The 26,551-nt window shown below is 71.4% G+C and carries 23 protein-coding genes; 5 read left to right on the forward strand and 18 right to left on the reverse strand.

Translation table 11 applies throughout. The annotated features are described in order from the left end of the window. Window positions 1-31: 31 nt before the first annotated feature. The 3 genes from ACFWCK_RS13085 to ACFWCK_RS13095 form a co-directional block, all read right to left on the reverse strand. Window positions 32-2,215, reverse strand: coding sequence for an ABC transporter ATP-binding protein (locus ACFWCK_RS13085; RefSeq protein ID WP_378806752.1), 2,184 nt, complete (start codon window positions 2,213-2,215; stop codon window positions 32-34). A gap of 89 nt (window positions 2,216-2,304) precedes the next feature. Continuing rightward, on the reverse strand, window positions 2,305-4,032 hold the full coding sequence (locus ACFWCK_RS13090) for an ABC transporter ATP-binding protein (RefSeq protein WP_378806251.1): 1,728 nt from the start codon (window positions 4,030-4,032) through the stop codon (window positions 2,305-2,307). Between the two features lie 205 nt (window positions 4,033-4,237). Further along, window positions 4,238-5,365 (reverse strand): enoyl-CoA hydratase/isomerase family protein, encoded by a 1,128-nt coding sequence (locus ACFWCK_RS13095; protein WP_378806252.1) that lies wholly within the window; start codon window positions 5,363-5,365, stop codon window positions 4,238-4,240. 188 nt (window positions 5,366-5,553) lie between these two features. Between ACFWCK_RS13095 and ACFWCK_RS13100 the strand changes: the two genes are divergently transcribed. Next, window positions 5,554-8,031 carry an ATP-binding cassette domain-containing protein gene (locus tag ACFWCK_RS13100; protein ID WP_378806253.1) on the forward strand — a complete coding sequence of 826 codons (2,478 nt, stop codon included), beginning with the start codon at window positions 5,554-5,556 and terminating at the stop codon, window positions 8,029-8,031. 111 nt (window positions 8,032-8,142) lie between these two features. On the opposite strand, the gene ACFWCK_RS13105 is transcribed toward ACFWCK_RS13100, so the two are convergent. Both ACFWCK_RS13105 and ACFWCK_RS13110 read right to left on the reverse strand, forming a co-directional pair. Then, window positions 8,143-8,601 carry a hypothetical protein gene (locus ACFWCK_RS13105; RefSeq protein WP_233312691.1) on the reverse strand — a complete coding sequence of 153 codons (459 nt, stop codon included), beginning with the start codon at window positions 8,599-8,601 and terminating at the stop codon, window positions 8,143-8,145. 453 nt (window positions 8,602-9,054) lie between these two features. Continuing rightward, entirely contained in the window at window positions 9,055-10,377 is a 1,323-nt protein-coding gene (locus ACFWCK_RS13110) for a glutamate-1-semialdehyde 2,1-aminomutase (RefSeq protein WP_378806254.1), read from the reverse strand. 223 nt (window positions 10,378-10,600) lie between these two features. Between ACFWCK_RS13110 and ACFWCK_RS13115 the strand changes: the two genes are divergently transcribed. Next, window positions 10,601-11,722 carry a hypothetical protein gene (locus ACFWCK_RS13115; protein WP_378806255.1) on the forward strand — a complete coding sequence of 374 codons (1,122 nt, stop codon included), beginning with the start codon at window positions 10,601-10,603 and terminating at the stop codon, window positions 11,720-11,722. A 163-nt stretch (window positions 11,723-11,885) separates the two neighbouring features. Here the strand turns inward: ACFWCK_RS13115 and hemB are convergent, their stop codons facing one another. The 9 genes from hemB to hemE form a co-directional block, all read right to left on the reverse strand. Continuing rightward, window positions 11,886-12,869 carry a porphobilinogen synthase gene (hemB, locus tag ACFWCK_RS13120; RefSeq protein WP_378806753.1) on the reverse strand — a complete coding sequence of 328 codons (984 nt, stop codon included), beginning with the start codon at window positions 12,867-12,869 and terminating at the stop codon, window positions 11,886-11,888. Window positions 12,870-12,895: 26 nt separating this feature from the next. Then, window positions 12,896-13,690: a uroporphyrinogen-III synthase gene (locus tag ACFWCK_RS13125; RefSeq protein WP_374107846.1), complete on the reverse strand. Its 795-nt coding sequence runs from the start codon at window positions 13,688-13,690 to the stop codon at window positions 12,896-12,898. An 11-nt stretch (window positions 13,691-13,701) separates the two neighbouring features. Beyond that, window positions 13,702-14,733 (reverse strand): hydroxymethylbilane synthase, encoded by a 1,032-nt coding sequence (gene hemC / locus ACFWCK_RS13130; RefSeq protein WP_378806256.1) that lies wholly within the window; start codon window positions 14,731-14,733, stop codon window positions 13,702-13,704. Continuing rightward, on the reverse strand, window positions 14,730-15,434 hold the full coding sequence (hemQ, locus tag ACFWCK_RS13135; protein WP_378806257.1) for a hydrogen peroxide-dependent heme synthase: 705 nt from the start codon (window positions 15,432-15,434) through the stop codon (window positions 14,730-14,732). The genes hemC and hemQ overlap by 4 nt, the downstream gene beginning before the upstream one ends. A gap of 243 nt (window positions 15,435-15,677) precedes the next feature. Then, complete coding sequence (locus tag ACFWCK_RS13140) at window positions 15,678-15,953, reverse strand: hypothetical protein (protein ID WP_378806259.1); 276 nt, start codon at window positions 15,951-15,953, stop codon at window positions 15,678-15,680. Beyond that, window positions 15,943-16,347: a phage holin family protein gene (locus ACFWCK_RS13145; RefSeq protein WP_233312684.1), complete on the reverse strand. Its 405-nt coding sequence runs from the start codon at window positions 16,345-16,347 to the stop codon at window positions 15,943-15,945. Before ACFWCK_RS13145 ends, ACFWCK_RS13140 begins: the two co-directional genes overlap by 11 nt. A 1-nt stretch (window position 16,348) precedes the next feature. Beyond that, on the reverse strand, window positions 16,349-16,771 hold the full coding sequence (locus ACFWCK_RS13150; protein ID WP_233312683.1) for a hypothetical protein: 423 nt from the start codon (window positions 16,769-16,771) through the stop codon (window positions 16,349-16,351). 151 nt (window positions 16,772-16,922) lie between these two features. Beyond that, window positions 16,923-18,557: a protoporphyrinogen/coproporphyrinogen oxidase gene (locus tag ACFWCK_RS13155; protein ID WP_378806260.1), complete on the reverse strand. Its 1,635-nt coding sequence runs from the start codon at window positions 18,555-18,557 to the stop codon at window positions 16,923-16,925. Further along, window positions 18,554-19,618, reverse strand: a complete 1,065-nt coding sequence (gene hemE, locus ACFWCK_RS13160) for a uroporphyrinogen decarboxylase (protein WP_378806261.1) — start codon at window positions 19,616-19,618, stop codon at window positions 18,554-18,556. The genes ACFWCK_RS13155 and hemE overlap by 4 nt, the downstream gene beginning before the upstream one ends. Window positions 19,619-19,868: 250 nt before the next feature. On the opposite strand from hemE, the gene ACFWCK_RS13165 reads away from it, so the two are divergent. Further along, window positions 19,869-21,212, forward strand: a complete 1,344-nt coding sequence (locus ACFWCK_RS13165; protein WP_233312680.1) for a glutamyl-tRNA reductase — start codon at window positions 19,869-19,871, stop codon at window positions 21,210-21,212. Between the two features lie 24 nt (window positions 21,213-21,236). Then, a complete protein-coding gene (arr, locus tag ACFWCK_RS13170; RefSeq protein WP_233312679.1) occupies window positions 21,237-21,647 on the forward strand; it encodes an NAD(+)--rifampin ADP-ribosyltransferase in 411 nt (136 codons plus the stop codon). On the opposite strand, the gene ACFWCK_RS13175 is transcribed toward arr, so the two are convergent. Then, window positions 21,644-22,504, reverse strand: a complete 861-nt coding sequence (locus tag ACFWCK_RS13175) for an SRPBCC domain-containing protein (protein WP_378806262.1) — start codon at window positions 22,502-22,504, stop codon at window positions 21,644-21,646. The genes arr and ACFWCK_RS13175 overlap by 4 nt on opposite strands. A gap of 2 nt (window positions 22,505-22,506) precedes the next feature. Next, entirely contained in the window at window positions 22,507-22,977 is a 471-nt protein-coding gene (locus ACFWCK_RS13180; RefSeq protein ID WP_378806263.1) for an SRPBCC domain-containing protein, read from the reverse strand. Window positions 22,978-23,057: 80 nt separating this feature from the next. On the opposite strand from ACFWCK_RS13180, the gene ACFWCK_RS13185 reads away from it, so the two are divergent. Further along, entirely contained in the window at window positions 23,058-23,630 is a 573-nt protein-coding gene (locus ACFWCK_RS13185; RefSeq protein ID WP_378806264.1) for an HhH-GPD-type base excision DNA repair protein, read from the forward strand. A 117-nt stretch (window positions 23,631-23,747) separates the two neighbouring features. Here ACFWCK_RS13185 and ACFWCK_RS13190 read toward each other — a convergent pair whose 3' ends face one another. Next, the gene (locus ACFWCK_RS13190; protein WP_378806265.1) at window positions 23,748-25,010 is read right to left on the reverse strand and encodes a hypothetical protein; all 1,263 of its coding nucleotides are present in this window, start codon (window positions 25,008-25,010) and stop codon (window positions 23,748-23,750) included. Beyond that, window positions 25,007-26,497, reverse strand: coding sequence for a family 20 glycosylhydrolase (locus ACFWCK_RS13195; RefSeq protein WP_378806266.1), 1,491 nt, complete (start codon window positions 26,495-26,497; stop codon window positions 25,007-25,009). The genes ACFWCK_RS13190 and ACFWCK_RS13195 overlap by 4 nt, the downstream gene beginning before the upstream one ends. Between the last annotated feature and the right edge of the window lie 54 nt (window positions 26,498-26,551).

Raw genomic sequence — 26,551 nt, forward strand, 5'->3', positions numbered from 1 at the left:
ACGACGGCGCTCACGTCGGTGCGGACGAGGGTCAGACCCTGTCGTCCTCGCTCTCCCACAACGGGGTCTCCGGCGACTCGGCCGACTCGATGACGCGCTCGGCGACCGCGACCGGGGCGGTCCCGGATCCGATCACGGCGGCGGCACCGGCCTCGACCTCGGACGCGACCGAACCCTCCACCGGAACCGTGACGGTCCCGGTGACGAGCGCCTCGTCGGCGTCGGTGTCGCTCGCGGCCTGCTCGAACTGCGACTGGTACAGCCGCCAGTACGCACCCTGGGCCGCGATGAGCTCCTCGTGGTTGCCCTTCTCCACGATGTCGCCGTGCTCCATCACGAGGATGAGGTCGGCGTCGCGGATGGTGGACAGACGGTGCGCGATCACGAACGACGTGCGCCCGTTCCGCAGGGCCGCCATCGCGTGCTGCAGCAGCAGCTCGGTGCGGGTGTCGACGGCCGACGTGGCCTCATCCAGGATGAGGATCGACGGCTGCGCGACGAACGCACGGGCGATCGTGATCAGCTGGCGCTCACCGGCCGAGACGTTCGAGGCGTCCTCGTCGAGCTTCGTCTCATAGCCCTCGGGGAGCGCGTGCACGAAGCGGTCGACGTACGTCGCCTTGGCGGCGTCGATGACCTCGTCATCGGTCGCGGTCGAACGGCCGTAGCGGATGTTCTCCCGGATCGTGCCGGCGAACAGCCACGGATCCTGCAGCACCATGCCGGTGCGCGAACGCAGGTCGGAGCGCTCCATCTGGGCGATGTCCTGCCCGTCGAGAAGGATCCGCCCGCCGCTCAGCTCGTAGAACCTCATGATGAGGTTCACCAGCGTCGTCTTGCCCGCGCCGGTCGGGCCGACGATCGCGACCGTCTGGCCGGGCTCCACGCGGAACGACAGATCCGTGATGAGCGGGCGATCCTCGGTGTAGGAGAACGCGACGTGCTCGAACTCGATGACGCCCTTGCCGTCGGTGACGGTGGGTGCGTCCTCGGCGTCGGGATCCTGCTCCTCCGCGTCCAGCAGCTCGAACACGCGCTCGGCCGAGGCGGTTCCGGACTGCACGACCGCCGCCATGCCGCCCAGCTCGCTGAGCGGCTGGGTGAACTGCTGCGAGTACTGGATGAAGGCCTGCACGTCACCCAGGCGCAGCTGCCCGCTCGCGACCATGAGTCCACCGAGCACGGCGAGGCCGACGTAGGTCAGGCTGCCGATGAAGGTCATCGCCGGCATCATCAGACCCGACAGGAACTGGGCCTTGAACGCGGCCTGGTAGAGCTCCTCGTTCTCGACCTGGAACTTGTCCAGCGCGTCCTTCTCACGGCCGAACACCTTGACCAGCGCGTGGCCGGAGAAGGCCTCCTCGACGCGGGCGTTCAGGCGTCCGACCTTCTTCCACTGGATCCCGAACGCCTTCTGCGAACGCGGCCCGATGACGCCGAAGATCACGGCCATGAGCGGCAGCGCCACGAGGGCGACGAGGGCCAGCTGCCAGGAGATCGAGAACATCATGATGAGCACGCCGACCACGGTGAGCACCGAGGTGAGCGCCCCGGAAAGGGACTGCTGCATCGTCTGCGTGATGTTGTCGATGTCGTTCGTGACCCGCGAGATCAGCTCGCCGCGCTGCACCTTGTCGAAGTACGACAGCGGCAGGCGGTTGATCTTCGCCTCGACGTCCTCACGCAGGCGCCACATCGTGCGCACCATGATGACGTTGATGACGTAGCCCTGGATCCAGCTCAGCAGCGCGGATCCGACGTAGATCGCGAGGACCGCGGTGATGACCCAGCGCAGCTGCTCGAAGTCGATCCCGTCGCCGACCTTGAACGGACCGAACGCCGCGACCATGTCGGCGAACTGGTTCTGCTTGGCGGCGCGCAGCGCCTCGACGACCTGCGCCTGGTCGGTGCCCTTCGGGAACCCCGGGAAGCCGTTCTGCCCCTTGCCCAGCTGCAGCGAGGTGAACCCCTCGTAGATGATGTTCGTCGCGTTGCCGAGCACCTTGGGCGCGGCCACGGCGAGCACCACACCGAGGGCGCCGAAGATCGAGACGAGCACGAACCACACGGCGCTGGGCTTGAGCAGCCCGATCATCCGCTTGAAGCTCGGGCCGAACTGGTTCGCCTTGCCCGGCGCGGGGCCGTCGAACATGCCGCCGCCCTGCTGGCGCGCCTTCTCGGCCTGCTCGGCCTCTTCCTTCTCGGCGTCGGTCATCTCGACGGTCTCGGTCGATCCGCCGGCGTACTTGGCCCGGCGTGCCGCCATGCGCTCCGCGCGTGCGGCCTTCTTGTCCACGTTGTCGCTCATGCGTCCACCCCCAGCTGCGACTCGACGATCTCTCTATAGGTGTCGCTCGTCCCGAGCAGCTGCTCGTGCGTGCCGACGGCGACCATGGTGCCGCCCTCGAGGACGACGATGCGGTCGGCGTCGGTGATGGTCGAGACGCGCTGCGCGACGACGATCTTGGTGACGTGCGGCAGCTCCCGCCACAGCGCCTGGCGCAGCCGGGCGTCGGTGGTGAGGTCCAGCGCCGAGAACGAGTCGTCGAAGACCAGGATCTCGGGCTGGTGGATGATCGCGCGGGCGATCGCGAGTCGCTGGCGCTGGCCGCCCGACACGTTCGTGCCGCCCTGGGCGATGTTCGAGTCCAGACCGTCCGGCATCTCCGAGACGAAGTCCCTGGCCTGGGCGATGTCGAGCGCGGCCCACAGCTCCTCGTCCGTCGCGTCCTCACGCCCGTAGCGCAGGTTGGAGGCGATCGTCCCGCTGAACAGGAACGGACGCTGGGGCACGAGACCGATGCTCTTCCACAGCGCATCCACGTCGGCCTCGCGCACGTCCGTGCCGCCGACGAAGGCGGCGCCTCCGGTGACGTCGAACAGACGTGGGATGAGCGAGATCAGCGTGGTCTTGCCCGCGCCCGTGGATCCGACGATCGCGACCGTCTCGCCGGGCTCCGCCGCGAAGCTGATCCCGTGCAGCACCGGCGACTCGGCACCGGGGTACGTGAAGGAGACGTCGTCGAAGGCAACGGATCCCGGGACCGGGAAGGTCTTCACGCCGTTCTCCGGCCGGGTCATGCTCTGCTCGGCGTCCAGCACCTCGCCGACGCGCTCGGCGGAGACCGCGGCGCGCGGGATCATCATGGCCATGAAGCTGGACATGATGATGCCCATCATGATCTGGCCGATGTACTGCATGAAGGCGAACAGCGTGCCGACCTCGACCGTGCCGTTGTTGACCTCGATGCCGCCGAACCAGATCACGCCCACGATGGTGACGTTCAGGATCAGCATGAACAGCGGGAACAACAGGACGAAGAGCGATCCGACGTTGCGACCGACGACCATGATGTCGGTGTTGGCGCCGCGGAAGCGCTCCTCCTCGATGCGCTCGCGCACGAAGGCGCGCACGACGCGGACGCCGGTCAGCTGCTCGCGCATGATGCGGTTGACGTTGTCGAGCTTGCCCTGGTAGCTGCGGAACAGCGGGACCATGCGGCCGATGATGATGCCGGCCACGATGAGCAGCGCGGGCACCGAGACGGCGATGAGCCAGCTCAGGCCCAGGTTGGTCTGCAGCGCCATGATGATGCCGCCGATCGCGAGCAGTGGGGCGGTGATGAACATCGTCGAGCCCATCATCGCCAGCATCTGCACCTGCTGCACGTCGTTCGTGTTGCGCGTGATCAGGGATCCGGCGCCGAACTGAGAGACCTCACGCTCGGAGAAGCCGCTCACGCGGGCGAACACGTCGGCGCGGATGTCGCGGCCGAGGCTCATCGCCGCGCGCGCGGCGAAGAAGGTCGCGATCACCGAGGCGATGATCTGGCCGAGCGAGACCGCGAGCATGAGCCCGCCGTGCGACCAGATGTAGGCGGTGTCGGCGTTGGCGACGCCCTTGTCGATGATGTCGGCGTTCAGGCGCGGCAGGTACAGCGAGGCGAAGGCGCTGCCGAACTGGAACACCAGCACGCCGAGCAGCAGCCACTTGTAACGCTTCAGATAGCGGAAGAGGATCTTTCCGAGCACAGGCGGACTTTCCTTGTGGGAGCGGGCTTCCCAAGGGGAAGGGGGATGAGCCGATGAACGACCACGAAACACCCTGCCACGAGGCACGGACATTCACATCCCCCTTGAGGAGGATCGACTCAGATCTTCGCTGAGGGCGAAACGAATCCCTGCTCGCGCCGAGATTTCCGGATCCGGTTAAGAAACCTCGGGCACGGGGAACGCATCAGCTCCAGAGCGGAATCGGCGGTACGTAGTCCCGTGCATCGGCGCCCGCATCGGGGGCGAGGTCGGCGAGGGTCTGCGGATCCCAGTGCGGATCGCGGTCCTTGTCGACCAGCTGGGCGCGGATCCCCTCGACGAGGTCGGGGTGGTGGTGCACGAACCACAGCACGCGACGGTACTCGCCCGCCAGCGCGTCGCGAACGGACTCCATCGCACGGGCCTCGCGCACGGCGTCGAGCGTCACGACGAGCGCGGTCGGCGCGAGGGACTCGAGCAGGTCCGCGGTCTCCGCGGGCGTGGGGCCGACCCGTTGCGACCTTTCCTCTCCCTCGACGGCGCCGGAGGAAGCGATCGCGCGGAGGCGCGCGATGATCTCCGGCACCGTGCCGGCGGAGAACGCCTCGTCGATCCACGCCCGCTGCATGGACAGCGGGGACGGATCCGGCGTCTCGTCGAACAGCATCACGATCTCGCTCGGCCCGGTCGGATCCGCCCGGTGCGCGAGCGCGTCGCGCAGCGCGTCGAGCCGTTCGGACGGCACCCAGAAGTCGGCGAACCCGGCGTAGAGCGCATCGGATCCGTTCATGGTTCCCGCGGTGAGGGCCAGGAACTCGCCGAGGCGTCCCGGGGCGCGGCCGAGCAGCCAGGTACCCCCGACATCGGGCGTGAAGCCGATCCTGACCTCGGGCATCGCCAGCTGCGAGCGCTCGGTGACGACGCGGATCGCCGCGTGCCCGGCGACCCCGATGCCGCCGCCCATCGTGATGCCGTCGGCGATCGCGACGATGGGCTTGGGGTACTCCGCGATGGCCGCGTTCATCGCATACTCCTCGCGGAAGAACTCCACCGTGTCCGCGCTGCGTCCCGCCGTGATCTGGCGATGCAGCTCGCGCACGTCGCCGCCGGCGCACAGGCCGCGGTCCCCCGCCCCGTCGATGTAGACGATCTCGACATCGCTGTCGTCGCGCCACGCGTCGAGCGCCGCGTGCACCGCGCGGATCATCCCCACATTCAGGGCGTTGAGCGCGCGCGGACGGTTCAGCGTGATCCAGCCCAGCGCGCCTTCGGCGCGCACGAGCACCTCGGCGTCTGCGGCGGCGGATCCCTGGGCGTCTTCGACGGTGCTCACGGATGCCACGTTACCGCGCACGATCCTCCGTCCGGGGCGCCGGCGACCGGGTGGACGGAGCGCGCATTCTCGCTCGCGCGGCGGGAGGACCGGCCCCCGCATTGGGCGGAATGCCCCGGATCAACCTGCGTTTTCCCTCCCCATCCGGCAGGATAGAGGCGTACTGCTGTATCGATGAGAGGCCGCGGATGACCGACGGACAAGTGCTCGAGTTCTCGCATGCGACGAAGCGCTTCGGCGTTCTCACCGCTGTCGACGACCTCTCCGCCCGCATCGAACCCGGTGCGGTGACCGCGTTCCTCGGGCCGAACGGCGCCGGCAAGACCACCTCGCTGCGGATGATGCTCGGGCAGATCCGCCCGAGCTCCGGCACCGCCACCATCGGCGGCATCGCTCACTCCGAGCTGCGCCACCCCCTGCGCACCATCGGATCCGTGCTCGAGGAGGCGGTCTACCGTCCTCGTCGCACCGCGCCCCGGCAGCTGTCCATCGCCGCGAAGGCGAACGGCATCCCTCTCGCCCGCGTCGATGAGGTGCTCGCCCTGGTGGGCCTTCAGAACGAGACCGAGACGCGCATCGGCGCCTACTCCCTCGGCATGCGCCAGCGGCTCAGCGTCGCCGGCGCACTGCTCGGCGACCCCGGTGCGCTCGTGCTCGACGAGCCGGCGAACGGGCTCGACCCCGAGGGCATCCGCTGGATGCGCCTGCTCATGCGCCGCCTCGCGGACGAGGGCCGGACCGTGCTCGTCTCCTCGCACGTGCTGAGCGAGATCGAGCAGATCGCCGACAACGTGCTGGTGCTGTCCAAGGGCCGTCTGGTCTACGCCGACAGCATCGGCAAGCTCTCGGATCCGACCACGGGATCCGTCGTCGTCGACGCCGATGACCGTGCGGCCCTTGCCGGCGCCCTGCAGAACGCCGGGCTGAGTTTCGACGTGCTGCGCTCCGGTCTGACCGTGCACAACACGGATGCCGCCGCCGTCGGCGCGGTCGCCGCGTCGGCGGGCCTTGCGCTCACCACGCTGCTGCAGCGCGGACCGAGCCTCGAGGAGGTCTTCCTCGACCTCGTGCACGGCCGTCGCGACTCCACGACGGGTGCGGTGCCGATCGTCGGCGCGCCCGAGGCGGCACCCGAAGAGTCTGTCGCGGCCGATGCCGGCGCCGGCGCGGATGCCGCGGATGAGGGCGCGGAAGCTCCGGGAGCGACCGAGGCCATTCCGACCGCGGGGCTGTTCGGTGCTGCCGCCGCCGTGCCGGTGGTGGCAGCCGCGACCGCCGGTGTCGCCGGCCTGTTCGACTCCGCGGGCACCCCGGCGGAGGGCGCGTCCGCCGTTCCGACCACGCGTCGTGAGGCCGCCGAGTTCGCCGCCGCGCAGTCGGCGGCCGACCAGGACGAGGACGCTGCCGGATCCGAGGTCGAAGGATCCGAGACCGACGATTCCGAGACGGCGACCGACGGTTCCGAGACGGACGATTCCGAGGCGGCGGCGGACGGCTCCGAGGCTGCGGCGGACGGTTCCGAGACCGACGGCGGAGAAGCGGCGCCCGAGGATGCGACTCTCACGGCCGTCGAGGACGGCGCCGAGAGCGACGACGAGACCGCATCCTCCGGCTCCGACGAACACGACGCAGACGAGAGCCCTGCCGACCAGGACGGATCCGAGGGCGATGAAGAGGCCGACGCCTCCGACTCCGACGACTCCGGTGATGAGGGATCCGCTGAGGAGGGATCCGCTGAGCCCGCCGCCGAGAGCGACGAGCACGCGGAAAGCGACGCTCACGCGGAGGACGGCGGGTCCGAGCACACCGCTGAGGACCAGGCAGAGTCCGCCGCCGAGGAGGACGCGTCGTCGGAGGACGCCCCCGACGACACCGCCATCGCCGCAGGCGTCGCGCTGACCGCTCCGATCGTCGCCGACTACACGCCGGGGGACGCGCCTCAGGACGACGCCGACGACGCGCCCGATGATGAGGGAGCCGACGCGCAGGACGCGCCTCTCACGCGCGCCGCCGACGCCGGCGAGGACGGCTCCGCGGCACTCGGATCCTTCGAGACCGCCGCGCTGACGATCCCGGACGCCGCACCGGTGTCCTTCGACGATCTGATCACCGGTGTGCCGTCGGCTCCGCAGGCCTCCGACGCCGCCGACGAGGGCCAGGACGGGCCCGCGGACGAGCGCGAGGACGCGGGCGCGGAGACGGACCACGTCGACGACGCTCCCACGGCGGCGACGACCGTGATCACGACGCCGCCCGCTGAGGACGAGTTCGCCTCGCCGGAACCCAGCACCGAGACCACGGAGATCGCCGGGATCGAGATCTTCGCCGCTCTCGCCGAAGGGCGCACGCAGGAGATCCAGGTCATCCTCGACGAGACGTCCGACGAGGACGACGACCTCGAGGACGTGACCCAGGGCGAGATCGACCACGACGAGGATCCGCGCGCCGCCGCCGTCAGCGCGTCGCTCGCCGCAGCCGCTCGCGCGTTCTTCACGGACGAGGCGCCCTCCTACACCCCCGGTCCCGCCGGCGACGAGACCGCAGGCGAGCAGCCTGCCGCGCAGGACGAGCCGGCGCCGCAAGACGACGAGCACGGCGACGAGCCGCAGCACGAGCAGGGCCAGGATGGGGAGCGCCGCGACGACGGCGACCACCACGGGCACTGACGCGAACCCCAGCGAAGCGGCGATCGTCTGAGGACGGTCGCCGCTTCGGCGTTCGGGCGGGTTCGCGACGCGCGCCCTCCGCCCGGAAGCACGCCCTGATTCGGGCCTCGATCAGGCCGGGCGGATCGCCGGCTTGCGCTTGCGGCCGGACCTGCCCGCGGGCTCCACGACGGGGATTGCACCGGTCGCGGCGATGTCCGTGACCTCTGCGAGCTCGGAGGTCGCATCGAGCCGCAGCGCCTGTGCGAGCGCCAGTCCGTGTCGGGTGGTGAGGACGAGGCGTTGGAACTCGGCGCCCTCGAGGTCTATCACGACGCTGGGCTTGTGCCGGCGGATGAGCACGAAGTCGTCTCCGTTCGCCGACTTCCAGGTGCCGGCCGCGAGCACGAGCGGCACGTGCGTACCCGGGCTGCCGACACCGCGCAGCCACGTCCAGGCGTCATCGGTGAGCTGCACCTTGACGATCGCCTCGCGGGCGATGTGCAGGTTGTCGCGGCGGAATGACACGGCGCGCTCGAGCGGAGAGAGCTCCACCTCGAGGCGGGTCCGGTCCAGCAGCAGCGTCACCATCACCCCAGTCTGCCAGCGCCGCCCCGGATCCGCCCGAGAGGCACCTCACAGGACGGCAACGATCCCGCTGGCGAGGACCGACAACCGGCTCCCCCGCCGTCGCCTGCGGCCGGCGACGCCAGTGTCGCCCGTTCGCTGGTCGCGAATCGCCGGTTCCCCCCCGCTCGCTAGTCGCGAATCGCCCCTTCCCCGCGCTCGAAGGGGCGATTGGCGACCAGCGAGCGGGGGTGGGAACTTCGGATCCGGATCCCGCGGTCGGGTAGGCTGCACGGACCGCCACCCGAACCACGGCCAGCCCGTCGTCCGAACCGCGATCAGCCCGTCGTCCGAAGCGCGGTCAGCCCGTCGCCCGAACCGCGGTCAGCCCATCCCCCGGGTCGTGCCAAGGCCGGCACGCAGGCTACTCTCCAGCCGTTCCCGCGGGCCGCGATCAGCCCGTCGCCCGGGCGGCGATCAGGCCGTCGCGCGAGCCGCGGCCTCGGCTGCCGCGGGCAGTGCCGCCTCGATCGCGGCGAGCTCGGCGTCTCCGTGCGCAGCCGTGAGGAACCAGGCCTCGAACACGCTCGGCGGCAGTGCCACGCCCTGCTCCCGCATCGCGTGGAAGAACGGGGCGTACCGGAACACCTGCTGCGCCTGGGCCGCGGTGTAGTCACGCGGAGCCGCAGGCGCGAAGGCCACGCCGAACAGGTTGCCGGCGCGCGGCACCGCGTGCACGACGCCCGCATCGGTCAGGGCGCGGTCGAGGGCGTCCGAAAGCCGGGCGGCCGCGGCATCGATCCGCGCGTACACCTCGGGCGTCGCGAGGCGCAGCGTGGCCAGGCCCGCGGCGACCGAGAGCGGGTTCCCGCTCAGGGTTCCGGCCTGATACACCGGGCCGGTCGGCGCCAGCCGGTCCATGACCTCGGCACGTCCGCCGAGCGCGGCGAGCGGCATGCCGCCGCCGACGACCTTGCCGAACGTGATGATGTCGGGGAGGTACTCCTCCCCCGCCGCCTGCTGCAGCCCCCAGAACCCTGCGGGGTGCACGCGGAACCCGGTGAGCACCTCGTCCAGGATCATGAGCGCGCCGTGCGCGTGCGCGGTGTCGGCGATGAGCCGGTTGAACCCGGGCTGCGGTGCGACCACGCCCATGTTCGCCGCGGAGGCCTCCACGATGACGGCCGCGATCCGGTCGCCGTGCTCGGCGAACACGGCGGCGAGCGCCTCCGGCGAGTTGTAGTCGATGACGAGCGTCTGCGCCGCGATCGGGGCGGGGACTCCCGCGGATCCGGGCAGGGCGAGGGTCGCGACACCGGATCCGGCCGCGGCCAGCAGCCCGTCCGAGTGCCCGTGGTAGTGCCCGGCGAACTTCACCAGCAGGTCGCGGCCGGTCGCGCCGCGCGCGAGCCGGATCGCCGTCATGGTCGCCTCGGTGCCCGTGGAGACCAGGCGCACCCGTTCGACCGGCCGTGCGTCGCCGTGCCGCACGCGGTCGGCGATGAGGGCAGCGAGCTCGACCTCGCCCTCGGTCGGAGCGCCGAACGACAGCCCCCGGGTCGCGGCCTCCTGCACGGCGGCGACGATCTCGGGGTGCGCGTGCCCGAGCAGGGCGGGGCCCCAGGACGCGACGAGGTCGAGGTAGGTCGTGCCGGCCGCGTCGGTGACCGTGGCGCCGGACGCGCTCGCGAGGAACCGCGGCGTACCGCCGACCGACCCGTAGGCGCGCACCGGGGAGTTCACCCCGCCGGGGATCACGGCACGGGCGGCGTCGAACAGGTCGTCATTGCGGTCGGTCATGGATCCATTCTCCCGGAGGATCCTGTGCCCTGGTGTGGGCTGGTCCTCCTCGTTTCAAAGCGCGCAAATGGCTCGATCCGACGCCTGGATGGAGCCATTTGCGCGCTTCGAAACGAAGACGGCTCCATCGGAGAGCCATCTGCACACTTCGCGTGCTTCAGAACAGCCGGAGCACCTCAGGGGCTGACGCCGATCCTTCAGGGTGCACGGCTAGCGTGACGGGATGCAGCAGCATCCGCCGGCGCTCCCGCACCGCACGTCCGCCCTGCAGCGGGCCACCTGGCGGATCTGGCCGTGGCTGACCTGGCTCCTGCCGATCGGCGTGGCCCTGTTCTGCCTCTGGCGTGTGAACACCGTTCATGGCGAGCTGTCCTTCACCATCGTGCTGACCTCGCCGCTGTTCCTCCCTCTGGCAGGTGGCCTGGGATCGCTGCCTCGCTCCGTTCAGCGTCGAGCGGGCGCGAGTGCGACGCCGGCGCGGCAGGTGCCGGTACTGATCCTGCTGTGGTGGAGCTGGGTGGCGTTCGCGATCGCGATGCCGGATCGCACGATCGCGTCAGCCCCCTCCCAATCTGCGCCGGTGCCGTCACTGCTGCAGCAGCTGGTCGGCGGTCCCGCGGGCGGAGTGTTCACCATCTGGGTCTTCGTCGCGACGATCGTCTGCGGGATCGCGGCCTGGGTGCTGCTGCTCGTGCTGGCATCGGACCGTGTGGCGATCCGGCGTGCCCCGCGGTGGGAGCGCCTCGGCTGGGCCGGGTTCGGACTGGCGCCGTTGCTGCTCGCGACCGCCGGCGGGATCGGTGTCGCGACCGGGCAGATGCAGGGGGATGCCGCCGGCGAAGTGCGCGCGCAGGCGTCGACCCGCACGGCCGAGAAGCAGATCGCGCTCGCGGAGCAGCGCTACGACGCCGTGCAGCGGGTGGTCTCCGATCTGCGCGCCGCCGCGGCACCGCAGGGGTGGGACGCACAGGAGGCGTGTGCGGAGTCGCTGAACCACGACGGGCTCGGGTGGGACGCGTATCGGCTGCGCATCGGGTTCCGCCATGCGGCGAGCCTGGAGCTCGACCACGACGCGCTGACGAAGGCGCTCACGGATGCCGGGTGGACGGTCACCGGGGATCAGGAGGCGCCGTTGGCGATCTCAGCCAGCGGGCCGCAGGGCGCTGAGCTGAGGCTCACGACGAACGGCGACGCGCCGTTCTGGATCACGGCGACGGCCGGTTCCTGGTGGCAGTCGGCGGATCAGCCGGTGTCGGAGGCATCGTGCGGCACGCCTGGCGGAGCCGGAGTCGGCTACGACGGCAGTGCGGGTGCGGACGCGAGCTGGTGGCCGCCGCTGCGATGATGCGTCCGCTGGCCCTTCCGGAGGCTCCTGTGACGCCTCCCCCGCAGCCCGGCACCGAGCCACCCCTTTGCACGCGAGCCTCCCCCTTGCGTCCCGTTCGCATGGGGGTGGCTCGCGCCGAAAGGGGTGGCTCGGCGTTCGCCGGAGGGCAGGACGAGGCGGCTCAGCCGCGGGCGAGCCAGCGGGCGGCCTCGGTCGCCCAGTAGGTGAGCACCACGTCGGCGCCGGCGCGACGGATCGACAGTAGCGACTCGAGGATCGTGCGCTCGCGGTCGAGCCAGCCGTTCTGCGCGGCCGCCTCGATCATCGCGTACTCGCCCGAAACCTGGTAGGCCCAGACGGGCACCTGCACGGCGTCACGCACCTCGCGCATGACGTCGAGGAACGCCATCGCGGGCTTCACCATCACGATGTCGGCGCCCTCGGCTTCATCCAGGAGCGCCTCGCGGACGCCCTCGCGCCGGTTGCCCGGGTCGAGCTGATAGGTGCGGCGGTCGCCCTGCAGCTGCGAGTCGACCGCCTCGCGGAACGGGCCGTAGAACGCGCTCGCGTACTTCGCCGCGTATCCGAGCAGCAGCACGTCCTGGAAGCCCTCGGCGTCCAGCGCGTGGCGCACCGCGGCGACCTGGCCGTCCATCATGCCGCTCAGGCCCAGCAGCTGCGACCCCGCGCGCGCCTGGGCGAGCGCCATCGCGACGTACCGCTCGAGGGTCGCGTCGTTGTCGACGGATCCGTCCGCCGCGAGCACCCCGCAGTGGCCGTGGTCGGTGAACTCGTCCAGGCAGAGGTCGGTCTGCACCACGAGCGCGTCGCCGACCTCGGCGGCCAGCACGGTGGTCGCGACGTTGAGGATCCCGTCCGGATCATCGGCACCGGATCCGACGGCGTCGCGCACGGCCGGCACGCCGAAGAGCATGATCCCGGGCACGCCGGCCTCGGCCGCCTCGACGGCGGCGCGACGGAGGGAGTCGAGCGAGTGCTGGACGACGCCGGGCATGGAGCCGATCGGGGACGGATCCGTCAGCCCCTCACGCACGAAGGCGGGGAGCACCAGGTGCCGCGGAAGCAGGTCCGTCTCACGGGCCAGGGAGCGCACAGCCGCGGACTGACGCAGCCGGCGCGGGCGGACGTCGGGGAAGCCGGCCATCGAGGCGTTGCCGGAGAAGGCGCCGGTCACGGGGCGAACTCGTCGGCCGCGTGCGGAAGGGTGAACTGCGAGACGGCGTCGATGAGCGCGTCCACGGTCTGCTTGTCGGCGACCACGGTGATCGGCAGGCCCGCCTTCTTGGCATCCTTGGCCGTGCGCGGGCCGATCGCCGCCAACAGCGTCGAGTCGGGGATGTCCGGGAACTGCTCGCGCACCTGCTCGGCGACGGAGCCGCTGGTGACGAGGATCGCGTTGATCCGGCCGTTCTGCACGTCGCGCATGATGCGCTCGGTGACCGGCACGCCGACGGTGCGGTACGCGACGACGCTGGACACGTCGTGCCCGGCCTTGATCAGCGACTTGGTGAGCAGCGGCTTCGCGATCTCGCTGCGCAGGGTCAGGATCCGCTTCGGCTCGGGCTCGAGCGCGATGAGCTGGCCGGCCATGCCCTCGGCGGAGTTGTCGTCCTCCGGCACGAGGTCGACGTGGTAACCGACGGCGGCGAGCGCCGCGGCGGTGGTCTCCCCCACGGCGGCGATCTTCGTGGAGGCGGGGATCTCGGCGCGGTGCGCGAAGAGCACGTCGACCGTGGTCGCGCTGGTGATGGTGAGCCAGTCGAACTCGCCCGCCGAGAGCTTCGCGAGGGCCTCGTCGAGGGCTGCCTGGTCGTTCGTCGGTGCGAAGTTGATCAGGGGCGCCACGACGGGGACCGCCCCCTGTGCGCGCAGAGTGGCGGCGACGCCGTCGCCCCACGGTCCTCCGCGCGGCACGAGCACGCGCCAGCCTGTGAGCGGCTTGGCCTCTTGCTTCGATTCAGTCATCATCATCGGATTCAGGGGCGGGGAAGGAGATCAGCCGCCCCACGTTCGAGCAGCCGATGGGCAAGAGACAACCCGATCGCGCGTGATGCGCTGATCGGGTCTGCACCATCGGCAGAGTCCGCACCGTTGCCACTGCCGTTGGGATGAATATACTCCTCGCCCGGTTCCGCCGCCTTCACGGAGGCTGGATGCAGGGGCTCTGTGACGTCGAGCCCGATCCGCCAGCCGTCGTGCGGCGCATAGACGACGGCCCGCACGCGCAGGTCGCCGCCGATGAGCTCCGCGTGCGCGGCCATCGGGGCCTGGCAGCCGGAGTCCAGCCCCTCCAGCACGGCGCGTTCGGCGGTCACGGCGATGCGGGTGGCCTCATCGTCGAGGAGAGCGAGGGCGGCGAGCAGCTCCGCCGGAGCGTCGACGGTGGTCTCCACGGCGAGCGCACCCTGGCCGGGGGCCGTGGGCCACTCCGCGAGGCCGAGGGGCTCCGCCTTCAGCTCTCCGAGGGGATCCCCGTCGAGCCTGCTGAGCCCCGCGGCCGCGAGGATCACCGCGTCGAGCTCGCCCTTGGCCACTCGCTGCAGCCGGGAGTCGACGTTGCCGCGCAGGTCCACGGTGCGCAGGCGCGGGTTGCGCACATGCACCTGCGCGATCCGACGCGGGGATCCGGTGCCGATCGCGGATCCGCCCTTCAGCTCGTGAAGGGGCGTGCCGTCGCGGGTGACGGCGACATCGCGGGCGTCGGCGCGGGCCGGGATCGCGGCGATGACGAGCCCGTCCGGCACCTGCGTGGGCAGATCCTTCAGGGAATGCACGAGGATGTCGCATTCGCCGCGGAGCAGCGCGTCGCGCAGGGCCGTGGCGAACACGCCCTGCCCGCCGATCTCACTGAGGGACGCCCGGTTGGTGTCGCCCTCGCTCGTGATCGGGACGAGCTCGACCCTTCGTCCCGAGACGGCCTCCAGCGCCTTCGCGACATGGCCGGACTGGGCCTGGGCGAGGGCGCTCCGGCGCGTGCCGAGGCGGATGACGTCTGCGGCAGCGGTCACTGCAGCACCTCGGGGATCTCGTCGAGGCGCAGTCGGCGCCCCGTGTAGAAGGGCACCTCCTCCTTCACGTAGCGGCGCGCGTCGGTGTAGCGCAGGTCGCGCATGAGGTCGACGAGCTCGGTCGGGTCGTCCGCTTCGAGCGGCAGCAGCCACTCGTAGTCGCCGAGGGCGAAGGCGGCGACGGTGTTGGCGATGACGCCGCGGAAGGCGGCGCCCTTGCGCCCGTGCTCGGCGAGCATGCGGCGGCGCTCGTCCTCCTCGATCAGGTACCACTCGGGCGTGCGCACGAACGGATAGAGGCAGAGCCAGCCCTTCGCCTCGACGCCGCGAAGGAAGCCGGGGACGTGCGCGCGGTTGAACTCGGCGTCGCGGTGCACGCCCATCACGTTCCAGGTCGGCAGCAGGGTGCGCAGGAGCTCGGTGCGACGCAGGCGACGAAGGGCCTTCTGCAGCTCCTCGGGGTTGGGGCCGTGCAGCCACACCATGAGGTCGGCATCGGCCTTGAGGCCGGAGACGTCGTAGAAGCCGCGGACGGTGATCCCGCCGTCCTCGACGTGCCGGACGATGTCCTCCAGCTCGGTCGCGTCGGACTCGACGACGGGAGCGGAGGGGTCGCGGCGCCAGACCGCCCACAGGGTGAAGCCCTGGGGCGAGGCGTCGGAGTCGGCGGCGAGCACGGGCGTTTCTGCAGCTTCAGCCATGGATCCAGTCTGCCCCCTCCGCCTATGAGGTGCGGACGGATGACGGTCTGCCGCCGCCCGGATCAGCTCGGTGGCCGCACCGGATCCGCTCGGTCGAGTGCGACGATCAGCACATGGTGTGACGATTCGCCGCGCAGATCCGGCTGATTCGTGTGCACATCGTCACAACCTGTGCAGATCGTGCGCGACAAGCGCCCCGGCGCGCCGGATCCGACGCGGGGTCAGGCGCGAGTCGGACGCGGGTCAGCGCGAGATGCTGCGGGCGACGGCCCAGACGATGCCGCCGACGACCGCGGCGACGCCGACGGCCGCAGCCACAGCGCCCGCCGGGTTGCGCTGCGCGAACGTGCGCAGTCTGACCTTGCCCTCGACGGTCGCCTTCTCGAGACGGCGGGGCACGTTGCCCTTCTCCTCGATCGCGAGCAGCGCCGCCTTCAGCTCGGCACGGGCCGAGGCGACGGGATCGACGATCCCTGCGGGCACGGCCGTGCGCGGGATGTTCACCGGGTCAACGGCCATTGCCGGCCTCCTTCACGATGCGGACGTCGGTGGCGACGGCCTGTGCGGGGTTCTCCCGGCGCAGCACCTTGCGGAACTTCAGGATCCCGAGCAGCGCGAACACGACCACGGCGAGCAGCAGGATTCCGAACGTGATGATCGCGGAGAGCCAGACGGGGAACCAGGAGGAGAGACCGGCGATCGCGAACACCAGGACGACGGGCACCGTCCAGAACAGGAAGAACAGGGCGACCAGGAACCAGACGCTGCCGATGCCGGCGTCCTTCGCGGTGCGGGAGATCCAGGTCTTGGCCGCGTCGATCTCGGCCTTGACGAGGTTGCTGACGAGGTCGGGAAGGTCGCCGAGCAGCGTCAGCAGGCTGTCGTCGGCGCGGTCCCGGAAGTTGCCGGCCATGTCAGGCGCCCGCGGTCGGCTTCTTCGGCGCGCTCTTCGCGCCCGAGGAAGTGCGGGGCTTCGCCTTGCTCTCGCCCGCAGCGGCGCTCTGCTCGGCGGCCGCGACCGTCTCCTCCGCCGCCTGCTTGACCTCCGCCACGACGGTCTTGCCGCTCGCGATGGTGGAGTCCACGCGCTGGCCCGGGGTGCCGTCCGACGTGGCCGCCTTGACGATCTTGACGGCGCCGGTCCACAGCGCCTGCGGCACGGCGGCCGCCTGAGCCTTCGCGAAGTCCTGCACCTTGTGCACCTGCGCCTGCACCGGGTCGAGGTGCCACACCTTGAGCCACTGCTTCTTGATCTGCTCGTAGCGCTCGCGCCCCGCGCGGGTCCCCAGCACGTATCCGACGCCGAGTCCGACGACAAGTCCGATCTTCCCCTTCATGGGGTCTCCTCACGATTGCGGTCTCTGCGGATCTCCAGCGTAACCCTGTATTCCGTTTTCGGCATCTATCGGGAGGAGGGTTGACTTCGCCCGGTCCGCATGAGTCGCGCTGTGCACTCCACCCCGCGGACCACGGCCGTTCCCGCCCGGATCAGCCCCAGAGGAGGGAGTGGCGGATCCGCTCCGCCTCGGCCTTCGCGTGCGGGACGACCTGCGCGAGACCTGTGCCGCTCAGCCATGCCCCGGTCGCGCCGACACCGGCGACCGCGGAGACCGCGGCGGCCGCGGCGGTGCGCCGCTCGGCCGCGCCCGACACCGCGGAGGGCTGCGCCTGAACGAAACGCGCCCGGTGACTGCCGCGCAGCTGCGCGGCGGTCAGCTCGACGCCGAGGAGCGCCGATGCCTCGGCGAGCGCGAGGGCTCCGGCGGCCTCGTCGTCCAGGACCGCGGTCGCCGGATCCTCGCCGGCGGAGCCGAACGACACCCGCACGATCTGCCGGGTTCCGGCGCGCTCGCGCAGCCAGCCCCACTTGGCGGTGCTGTGCGTGAGCGCCTTCGCGGTGTGCGTGCCGGGAACGGTGAGGACTCCGGATCCGCGCGGAGCGGCGGCGAGCTCGGGGGCGTCGAGGACCAGTGTGACGATCTCGATGCGAGGGGAGGCTCCGGCGGCGACCGAGGCGAGCTCCGGAACGTGCGGGCCGAGGAGCCGGCGCGCGGTGGACTCGTCGGCGGCGACGATGACCGCGTCGAAGCGCTCGTCTTCTTCCGGGGTCGTTGCGCGAGCACCCACGGAGTCGGCGCGAGACGAAACGCGGTCCCCGTCGGGTTGCGGCGTTTCGTCTCGGTCGCCTTCGGCGTCCTCGCTCAATGACCCCGAAGCGAGCCGGTCGGTCACCGGAACCTGCACGATCCAGCCGTCGTCGTCGCGCTCGAGCGCCTGGACCGGGGCGCCCGTGCGCACCTCGGATCCGAGCAGTCCGATGCGTGCGACCAGCGCGTCGACGAGGCCCGACATGCCGCCCGCAAGGCCCTGCACCGCGGCGCCGGGAGTGCGCCGCGAGGCGCCGGTGATCTCGGCGACCGCACCGGAGAGCGAGCCGGCGCGGGTGAGGGCCGCGTTCAGGGTCGGTGCAGCGGCGTCGACGTCGATGTCGTCGGGGTGCGCGGAGTACACGCCCGTGCTGACCGGGGCCACGAGGCGGTCGAGCACGCGGGCCCCCATCCTCTTGCGCACGAGACGACCCAGGCTGTGGTCATGGCCGATCGTGAGGGGCGGCAGCAGCCGATCGAGCCAGGCCCGCCAGGTGCCGTTCCAGCCGATCACCCGGCGCACGTCCTCGGCGAAGGGGTTCGCCGGGATTCCGAGCAGACCACCCTTCGGCAGTGGAGCCGCACCACCGGGGATCCCGGCGACCCAAGCCCCGCCCGGCTCGGGCGACACGACCCGGTCGTCGAGACCGAGGTCGGACAGCAGTGTGCGCACATGCCCGCCGCGCACGGCGAAGCTCTCCGCTCCGGCATCGAAGGCGAGCCCGTCGGCCTCGCCCGACTGCACGGCACCCCCGGCGCGGCGCTGCGCCTCGAACACCGTCGCGTGAGCGCCGATCGCGGCGATCGACTCCGCAGCGACGAGGCCCGCCACGCCGCCGCCGATCACCGCGACACGGAGCTTCGCAGCCTTCGCGGCGAGCGCGGGCTCGTGCGGCTCGACGCCGGGCTCGTGCGGCTCGACGGCGGGCGAGGGCGACTCCGTCGCGGGCGAGGTCGCCGGATCCGGTCCGGTCATCGCCCCGCCCCGGCGGCGGCGATGCCGGACTCCGCACGCACCTCGTTCACGAGCTCGACGATGCGGGTGAGCACGGCGGGGTCGGTCTCGGGCGGCACTCCGTGGCCGAGGTTCAGGATGTGCGCACGGGCGGCGGTGCCGCGGCGCAGCACGTCGCGGACGTGCGCCTCGAGCACGGGCCAGGGCGCGGTGAGCAGCGCCGGGTCGATGTTGCCCTGGACGGTCACGTCGTCGCCGAGCACGGCCACGGCCTCGTCCAGTGGCAGGCGCCAGTCGACGCCGACCGCGTCGGCGCGCCCGTCCAGGCGCATGTCCGCGAGGAACGGGCCCGTGCCGACGCCGAAGTGGATGACCGGGGCGTCGATCCCGTCCACCGCGGCCGCGGAGTGCGGGGCGACGAAGGCGCGGTAGTCGGCGGGGCTGAGCGAGCCCGCCCAGGAGTCGAAGAGCTGCACGGCACTCGCGCCCGCCGCGCGCTGCGCGTCGAGGAAGGTCCGCGAAATACGCGCGAGCCAGCCCGCGAGTCTGTTCCACGAGTCCGGATCCGTGTGCATCATCGCCCGCGCGCGCAGGTGCTCCTTCGACGGCCCACCCTCGACAAGGTAGGCGGCGAGGGTGAAGGGCGCTCCGGCGAAGCCGATCAGCGGCGTCGCATCGCCGAGCTCCGCGACCACGAGCCGCACCGCCTCTGCGATCTGCGTCGTGTCCAGCGAGTCCGGGTCGATCGCCGTGATCCGGTCGACGTCGGCGGCGGTGCGCACCGGCGCCGCGAACACAGGCCCGCGGCCGGGCTCGATCTCGACCTCGACGCCGGCGAGGCGCAGCGGCACCACGATGTCGCTGAAGAAGATGCCCGCGTCGACCTTGTGCCGGCGCACCGGCTGCAGCGTGATCTCCGCCGCGAGGTCGGGAGTGAGGCAGGCGTCGAGCATGCGGGTGCCGACCCGCAGGTCGCGGTACTCCGGCAGCGAGCGGCCGGCCTGGCGCATGAACCACACCGGGGTGGTCTCGGGGCGGTCTCCGGCGAGGGCGCGCAACAGGGGGGCGTCGTTGAGGGGCATGAGTCCATTGTCCCCGACCTCTGCTTTGCAGCGAATGGGGATCCGTCGATCGGCCGGATCCGTCGAGCGGCCGGTTCGGGGCTCCTCCCGTTGTGGGGCGCCGTACGCCGAGAGTCCCGGCCATGGCGCGCCCCAAGACGACGCGGCACGCCCCGGATCAGCGACACGAACAGACCGAGACCAGCCGGATCCATGTCGCTCCGCGTCGGCATCCAGGATCCGCAAAGGGCGCGGAGCGTAAACTCCCAGGGTGCTGCTCTGCGTCACGGCCAATCACAAGACGGCCCCCTTCGACCTCCTCGAACGACTCAGTCGCACCCCGGATGACCTGGCCGGATCCCTCTCCGAAGGATCCAAGGGCGCCGTCGTGCTCGCGACCTGCAACCGTTTCGAGGCCTATGTCGACGTCGACGGCACGGCCGACGAGAACGACGTCGCGCGGATCCTGAGCACGGTCTCGGAGCGCAGCGGCATCGACGCCGACACCCTCACCGCGTCGTCGTCGGTGCACTCCGGCGCCCGCGTGGTGGAGCATCTCTTCTCCGTCGCCTCCGGACTCGAGTCCGTGGTCTCGGGCGAGGGCGAGATCGCCGGCCAGGTGCGCCGCGCACTGACCTCCGCCCGCAAGCACGGCACCACCTCCCCCGAACTGGAGCGGCTGTTCCAGCGCGCCAGCGAGGCGCAGCGCAAGGTCAAGAACGACACCGCGCTCGGGCGCGCCGGCCGCTCGCTCGTCCGTCTCGCCCTCGAGCTGGCCGACAGCCGCATCGCCGACTGGAGCGCCGCCCGCGTGCTGCTCGTCGGCACCGGCGCGTACGCCGCCGTGACCCTGGCGACGCTGCGCGAACGCGGCGCCCAGGACATCAGCGTGCACTCCCCCTCCGGGCGCGGCGCCGCGTTCGCCGCGAAGCACGGCATCCGCGCCCTGCCCAAGGCCGAGTACGCCCGCGCCGCCGCGCACGCCACGATCGTGATCACGTGCACGAGCGCCGAACTGCCTGTGCTGGACGCCGCGATCCTGCGCGCGGGACGAGGTCCGGCGCTGTCGGCGCTGCCTTCGCCCGACGCGGCGGTCGACTGCCCGGTCCCCGGCCACGGCTTCTCGGCCGGCGCCGCACCGTCGCAGCTGATCGTCGACCTGGGCATGCCGCGCAATGTCGCCCCCGACGTCGCCGAGGTCGAGGGCATCGCCCTGCTCGACCTCGAGACCATCCGCCTGCACGCGCCGCTCGAGGAGCTGCAGGCCACCGACGCCGCGCGGTCGATCGTGCGCGCGGCCGCCGCGACGTTCCATGAGGTCGGCGCCCGCGAGAGCGTCACCCCGGCCGTCGTCGCGCTGCGCGGTCACATCTTCGAGCTGCTCGAGGCGGAGATCGAGCGCGCCCGCCGTCGCGGCGATCACGGCGGGCAGGTCGAGCAGGCGATGCGCCACCTCGCCGGCGTGCTGCTGCACACCCCGACGAGCCGCGCCCACGAACTCGCCGCGCAGGGTCGCGGATCCGAGTTCATCGCCGCCCTCGAGACGCTGTACGGGCTGAGCGCCGAAGCGGGCGCCGGGCGGAACGCTCCCCAGGACGACGCGGCCACGGCCTGACCGCTGCGCGGTTAGCCTGAGACGGTGAGCGACGTGACAGACGAAGGCCCCTTCTTCCACGGCACCAAGGCTGATCTGCAGCCCGGCGAGCTGCTCACAGCGGGGTTCCGGTCGAACTACCGGCCCGAGATCGTGATGAACCACATCTACTTCACGGCGCTGCGCGACGGCGCCGGCCTCGCCGCCGAGCTCGCCGCGGGAGACGGCGCACCGCGGGTGTACCTCGTCGAGCCGACGGGCGCCTTCGAGGACGACCCGAACGTGACCGACAAGAAGTTCCCGGGCAACCCGACCCGTTCCTACCGCAGCGCCGAGCCGCTGCGCGTGGTCGCCGAGGTCGACGACTGGACGCGGCTGAGCCCCGAGGCGCTGCAGGAGTGGCGTGACCGTCTGGCCGCAGTCCTCGCTGACGAGCGCGGCGAGATCATCAACTAGGGCCGGACGACGCCGTCACCGGATCCGTCCGCGAAGAGGCCGGCGAGCGCTGCGAGCAGCTGAGTCCAGCCGGGTTCGAGTCCCGCGATCGCCTCGACCGCGCCCGGCCGCACCCCGGTGGCCTCGATACGCAGCTCGACCGTCGTGGCGGCGTCGTCACCGCTCAACGAGACCGTGTGCACGGCGTCGAACATCGGTGCGCCCGTCGGGTCGACCGGCGCGAGCGCGAAGACGAGGCGGCGGCCCGGATCCGCATCGAGCACGCGTCCTTCCGAGCGATAGGTCGCCCCGCCCGGCTCGCCGAGCGCGAAGCGGATGGGAGCACCGGGCTCCGGGGCGATCGCCAGCTCCCGCACCTCGAAGTGCGGCGGCGCCCACCACCGGCTCGCGATCCGGGCGTCGGTCCACGCACGCCACACCGCGTCGACCGGGCCGGGGATCACGGCGCCCAGGGACATGCTCCGGTCCTGTCCTGGGTCCGCCTGCTCCGACGCGATCGCCTGCTCGTAAGTCTGCAGCGCGTCATCGTCCGCGCCGGTCTGCGCCCACTCTCCGAGGTGCGCGGCGAGCATCGTGAAGGAGCTCCGGTTCAGGCTCGCCACGCGCCGTCGACCGAGCCGGTGAATCGTGATCAGCCCCGCACCCTCGAGCGCCTGGAGGTGCTTCGTGGTCTGCGGTTGCAGGGCGCCGATCGCTTCCGCGACCCCGCCCACGGTGGCCGGGCTCCCTGCGAGGACCTCCAGGATCCGATAGCGGGTCGGCTCCCCCATCGCGGCGAACGCGCGCTGGGGGTCGCGGGATCCGGCTCCCGGAGCCTCGTCCGACGGCGCGCCGGCCCCGGGCGACGATGCAGCCACGGTCATTCCGCGGCGACGAGAGCGGCGAGGTTGTCGAGCTCGTTCGCCCTGCCTGCGAGCAGGCGCTGCGTCCACACCTCGTCGTGCAGGGGTTCCACGCGCATGACGACCCGAGTGCCGCCGTCCTCGGCCGCGTGCAGCTCGATCTCGGTGAGCTGCTCGTACTCGTCGTAGCCGGGCACGAAGTCGATGATGGAGGCGTAGGCGAGCCGCGTCGGCTCTGCGATCTCGGTGAAGCGCTTGCGCGACGCCGTGGACAGCGGCATCCCGTTCTGCTCCATGAAGGCCACCTGCTCCGGCCCGACCGCGGTCATGGTGTACTCGAGTGTGCCGCCGGGGCGCAGATCGAGGGCGGTCACGTCGGTGCGGAAGCCGTCCGGCGCCCACCAGCGGGAGATGCCCTCGGGAGTGGTCCAGAGCTCCCAGACGCGCTGGGGGGTGGCGGAGACGGTGCGTTCGATGATCTCGCTCATGGATTCATGATGCATTCGTCTGGACGAATATGTCAAGAGGTTTCTCCTCGGAGATCGACCGGCGATGCGAGACTGGATCCATGGCCCTTCACATCACCGGAGACACCGCCGCCGACGCCCTGCTCAGCGACAACCCGCTCGCCCTGCTCGTGGGCATGCTGCTGGATCAGCAGGTCGCGATGGAGACCGCCTTCGCCGGTCCGCTCAAGATCGAGCAGCGCACGGGCGCGACCGAAGCCGCCGCGATCGCCGCCTACGACCCGGAGGAGTTCCTCGCCGCGTTCAAGCAGACGCCGTCCGTGCACCGCTTCCCCGGCTCGATGGCCGCGCGCGTGCAGACGCTGTGCCAGAAACTCGTCGACGACTGGGGCGGCGATGCTGCGAACCTGTGGACCCAGGGGGATCCGGACGGCGCAGAGGTGCTGCGCCGCCTGAAGACCCTGCCCGGCTTCGGCGAGCAGAAGGCGAGGATCTTCCTCGCCCTGCTCGGCAAGCAGTACGGCTTCACCGGCGCCGGCTGGCGTGAGGCCTCCGCTCCCTACGGCGAGGACGGATCGTTCCGCTCGGTCGCCGACATCGTCTCACCCGAGTCGCTGACGAAGGTCCGAGAGCACAAGCGTGCGATGAAGGCCGCCGCCAAGGCGACCGCCTGACATCTCACATCATGATCGTGTCGGCGTCGTCGGCGCGGTAGTCCTCAGTCGACGGCACCGGGACCCGGCCCCCTCCCCCTCGGGCCGGATCCCGCGCCGTTCTGGCGCCGACGACGGTCAGTCGCCGACGAAGCGCACCGCGGTCGGGGCGGACGCTCCCGTGTGCGGCAGCTTCTGCGTGATCGTCGCCGTCTGCGGCTCGGTCAGCTTGCGGTTCAGCACGAGCGTCCAGCTGCCGTCGACCGCTGCGGTCGTCGAGGCCGCGGTCGGGATCCTTCCGGGTCCGGTGACCTTCACGCTCACCGTGGAGCCAGGGGCTCCGACGCCGCGGATCGTGATCCGGTCCGCGGCGAGCGCGGCCGTGGTCGCCTTCGGCGCGACGCCCGCGGCGTCGTCCTGCACGGCCGAGAGGTTCTTCATCCAGGTGAAGGACGTGGGCGTGATGCTGTTGTCGCCCCACACCTTGCCGTCGCGGTCGACCGCATAGGCGAAGAACCCACCCTTGGTGCCGCCCTGCGGCTGCCAGGTCGCGTACTTGTAGGCCGTGGATCCGGGCGCCGTCGCCGGGTCGTAGATCCCCTCGGCGTCGCCCCAGTGCGTGCGGTCCTGCTCCTCGGGGAAGGAGAACCCGGGCAGGAACTGGCAGGGGGCGATCTTGTCGGCGAAGGTGTTCCATGTCGACTGCATGCCGGCGGTGCCACGGCCGTAGGCCTGCAGCAGCACATAGGACACCTTCGAGGAGACAGCCGTGAACAGCGGGGTGCTGCCGTTCTGGTTGGTGTCGAAGATGAGGATCTTGTCCGAGCCGGATTTCGGGCCGATGATGTCGCCGAGAGCGTTGAACACGCCGATCGCCCTGGTCAGGTCGTCCCCGGTCGGATACGACTCCACATCGATGTCGATGCCGTCCAGCCCGTACGGGGTTACATACGTGTCGACGAGCTTCTGCGCGTAGTCGCGATAGGCCTGGTCCGTGAGCGGGATGTCCGCCTTCGCGAGCTTGTCGATCCACAGCGTGTACGCGACCCTGGTTCCGCGCGCGTGCAGTGCGGGCACGTACTCGTCACGCAGGGCGCGCCAGTAGTCGGTGTCGGCCGTCGCGCCGGCGTCGAACACCATCGCCACGTCGACCTCGGGGGGAAGGTCCGTCATGCGCGTGACGTTGGGATCGGGCAGGTTCGAGTTCGCGCTCTGCGGCACCGTGACGTCGCGCCAGGTGCGGTAGTACGCCATGGTGAGCGGCTCGGCCGAGCACTGCGAGGTGTTCCCGACGGGCGCCGATCCCGTCGCGGCGAGGGCGGGCGGTGCTCCGAGGACGGCGATTCCGGCGATGAGCGCGCCGAGTCCGACGGCGGCTGTCGTGCGTTTCATGCGTGTCATGCGTGCCTTCTCTCTTCTTCGAGTGGGGTGGCTTCCCCGATCGCGACGTCGAGCGCCGCGAAGTCCTCCAGCGACAGAGCGGATCCCGCGTTCCAGGACCGCTCCGCCATCGCGCGCAGCGGCCCGCGGATCCCCTCCGCGACCTCGGCCGGGGTCTGCGCCTCCGGCCGGTCCGACCACACCGCGAACGACGCCCCGCGCAGCAGCGCGGGATAGGGACGCTCCAGCTCCTGCCGCACGGTGCTCTGTCCCTCCGGCCCCCAGAGGGCCGGGAAGAGTCCCGGATGCCAGTCCGCCTCCCAGATCCGCGCGGCGGTCGGATAGCGGTAGCCGGCGTTCTCGCCGAGCACGTAGTAGAACAGCGCATCGTTGACGTTGACGAGCCGGTGCCCCGCGGCGACCGCCTCGGCCACCGGGCGCATGTGCGCGTTCCAGTTCGTCCACCACGTCAGCACGACCCCGGGATCCAGTCGTTCCGCGGCGCTGCGCAGCAGGCCGTCGTTCCACGCGCGCGCCTCGAGACCGTGCTCGCCCAGATGCGCGGAGACGCGGTTCACGAACGCGGTGAGCAGGTCGAATCCGGTGCCCGCCGTACCGTAGCGCTCAGCCGCCGCCGTCGCGAGCGCCGGGAACTCGGCGATGCGGTCGAAGTCGACGAACTCGTCGCCGCCGAGGTTCCAGCGCGTGCTGTGCGGGAACACCGGAACCATGTCGTCGATCAGCGCGAGGGCGAAACGGACCGGATCCTCCCGCGTGATGTCGAGGGCATGATCGGTGGCGAGGCCCGGCGTGGTCGGGAGCCGGAGCTCGGCATGCGCGGCCAGTGCGTGCCGCAGATGGCCCGGCATGTCGAGCGACGGGATCAGGTCGATGTGCAGATCACGGGCGGTTTCGACGATCTCCGCGGCCTCGGCGCGCGTGATCCGCTCGTCCGAGACGATCTCCGGAAAGGCCTCCGACTCCAGCCGGAACCCCTCGTTCTCGGAGAAGTGCCACTGGAACGCGTTGATGCCCACGTCGGCGGCAGCGCGCAGCTGCGCGATGATCCACGCAGCCGGATAATGCTTGCGCCCCGCGTCGAGGTGCAGCCCGCGCTCCGCGACGGCGGGCACGGATCGCACCCTTCCTCGCGGAACCGCGCCCTGCGCGCGCAGGTTGTGCAGCAGCTGGCGGGTGGCGCGGAACACGCCGGCCGCGGAGGCCGCGGTCACCACGACGTCGTCGTCCACGTCGACCGCGAACGACTCGTCGGCGGCGTCCCGATGCGCCAGCGCGCTCAGCCTCAGCCGGATCACCGGATCCGAGACGTCGACGGCCGTCGCGATCCCGAAGATCCGCAGCTCCGCCTCGAGCCGCTCCGCCTCCCGGCGCAGCCCTCGGCTCGCGGCGATCACCCGCACCCGCTCCGGCTCCCACATCCCACCCGCCGGCTCGAAGGCCGTGGGCTGCGGGATCGCCTGCCAACGGGCCGGCCCTTCGAACCCCACGCCCCTCTCCGGCCGTCGCTTCCCGCCACCCGGAGCCTCCGGGACACGTGGGCC

Origin of the sequence: Microbacterium sp. NPDC060117 (assembly GCF_042729315.1) — a bacterium.
GTDB lineage: Bacteria > Actinomycetota > Actinomycetes > Actinomycetales > Microbacteriaceae > Microbacterium.